At 40.6% G+C, this 2,110-nt stretch carries 3 protein-coding genes; all 3 read left to right on the top strand.

Going from position 1 to position 2,110, the window contains the following annotated elements:
- The first annotated feature begins 94 nt into the window (after positions 1–94).
- Entirely contained in the window at positions 95–418 is a 324-nt protein-coding gene (locus GOQ29_RS14645; RefSeq protein ID WP_252187567.1) for an SDR family NAD(P)-dependent oxidoreductase, read from the top strand.
- Complete coding sequence (locus GOQ29_RS14640) at positions 415–918, top strand: SDR family oxidoreductase (protein WP_252187566.1); 504 nt, start codon at positions 415–417, stop codon at positions 916–918. Before GOQ29_RS14645 ends, GOQ29_RS14640 begins: the two co-directional genes overlap by 4 nt.
- A gap of 83 nt (positions 919–1,001) precedes the next feature.
- Complete coding sequence (locus GOQ29_RS08745; protein WP_203372270.1) at positions 1,002–2,033, top strand: NAD-dependent epimerase/dehydratase family protein; 1,032 nt, start codon at positions 1,002–1,004, stop codon at positions 2,031–2,033.
- Positions 2,034–2,110 lie beyond the last annotated feature (77 nt).

Genomic DNA, 2,110 nt, shown 5'->3' with positions numbered 1-2,110 from the left:
TCGTGACTCCGTTATGATACAGACATAACAGCACAACATGAAATCTATAACCAATATGTTCTTTACTCTAACAAAAGCAGGAAGGAGAATTATCATGAAAAACGTATGTGTAATAACCGGAGGAGACAGCGGGATGGGCCTCGCGACAGCAAAAATACTGGGTAAAGATAATTATATCATTATTGTCGACAGAACAGTTAAAAAACTTGAAAACGCTATAGCGGAACTGAATTCCGATGGAATTGAAGCCGAAGTTTTTGCTTGTGACATTTCAGACCGTGCATCGGTTAATAAACTGGTGGCACACGCAAAAGAATTGGGGGTGATTACCTCTGATTCATGCCGCAGACATGTCCCTTCATATGGGCAACGGGCAAAAAATCATGGAAGTCAATGTCATTCGGTACTATCAACATGAATGAAGCCTTTTATGAAGTAATGGAGAAGGATTCCTGTCTGATTGATATTTCATCTATGTCTGCCTATCTGACTCCAGAAATAATCATGCCAAAGAGAAAATATAAGTACAGCAGAATAAACAAAGATATATTTATGAAAAAGATGATGGCAAGAGTAAATATTTTCCCTAAAAAATTAAGGTCAAGCATTGCATATGGCATTTCCAAACACTTTGTAATCTGGTATGCCAAAACCGATGCAGCTAAATTCAGTCAAAAAGGAATCCGGATTATTTCTATTACACCCGGTACATTTGAGACGCAAATGGCTGAACTTGAAAAAAATGAAGCTAATGAGTTCATAAAACACTGTGCAATCAAGTGCTCCGGCCGGGTTGAGAAAATTGCAAACCTAATGGCGTTTTGCATCGGCGAAAAAGCAGGATATCTGACAGGAGCGGATATAATTTGCGACGGCGGATGTGTTGCTTCAGGAGTTAACCCGCTTAAGCGAAAATAGACTTTACGAATAGTTTGCATCAATAAAATATACTTAATCACAATCAAAAACAAGATAGTACCGATACAGAAAGGAGTATAAGTATGAAAAACAGAATTTACTTAGTAACCGGCGCAGCCGGAAACCTTGGTAGCAGCGTTTGCAGTCAACTGCTCGAAAAAGACGAAAGGATACGCGCTTTAGTTCTTAAAGGCGACCCTGCGGCAGAGCGTGTTCCAAAGGAAGTTGAGATTATGATCGGCGATGTCACGGATACCGCGTCTCTGGAACGGTTCTTTACAGTTGAAGATGATTCTGAAGTAATTGTTATACATTGCGCCAGCATTGTAACGGTTTCAGGAGATTACAGTAAAAAACTTTACGATGTCAATGTCGTCGGAACACAGAATATTATAGATAAATGTCTGGAGCATAAGGTGAAAAAATTCGTTTATATCAGTTCCACTAGCGCTATTCCAGAACTTCCGAATGGGCAGAAAATCACTGAGGTGGATCATTTTAGTCCTGATGACATCATCGGTCATTACGGCAAAACAAAAGCGCTGGCTTCTCAGGCAGTTATGGACGCGGTGAACAAAAAAGGGTTGGACGCGTCAATCGTCTTCCCCAGCGGGATATGTGGCCCGCATGATTATGCTTACGGACCAGTTGCAAACTTTATTATTGACTATGTGGGCGGCAAAATGCCGGGTGGTGTTGCTGGAAGCTTTAATGCCGTAGATGTCCGCGATTTGGCGGATGGGGTGATTTCCTGCTGCGATAAAGGCCACAAGGGAGAAGGATATATCATGGGCAATACCTGTGTTTCTATGAAAGAAATGTATCAAATCATCAGCCGTGTCAGCGGTGCAAAAGAAGTTAAAATAATTCTGCCGATTCCGGTTGCGAATGTTATGGTTAAGCTGTTGGGACTCGGTAGCAAGATAACCGGGAAACCAGCTATCCTTACGGCTTTCATGTTATACAATCTCACTCGGAACAATAATTTCAGCAGCGAGAAAGCAAAACGGGAGCTTGAATATCACACCCGCCCCTTTGATGAAACAATTGCAGATATGGTAAAATGGCTTATTGAGGAAGGGAAAATCTATTTAAATGTTTCGATAAATTCATGATAAGTTATGTAAGTGACAAAGATTTGACGTATAGAAACCAGATAAAATCAATGATATAATAAATCCAGTAGAAACTA

This window comes from Anaeromonas gelatinilytica, from assembly GCF_016820635.1.
GTDB classification, from domain to species: Bacteria; Bacillota; Clostridia; order Tissierellales; family SIT17; genus Anaeromonas; species Anaeromonas gelatinilytica.
Note: the sequence above shows the minus strand (reverse complement) of the source record. Positions and strands in the feature narration are given on the sequence as shown.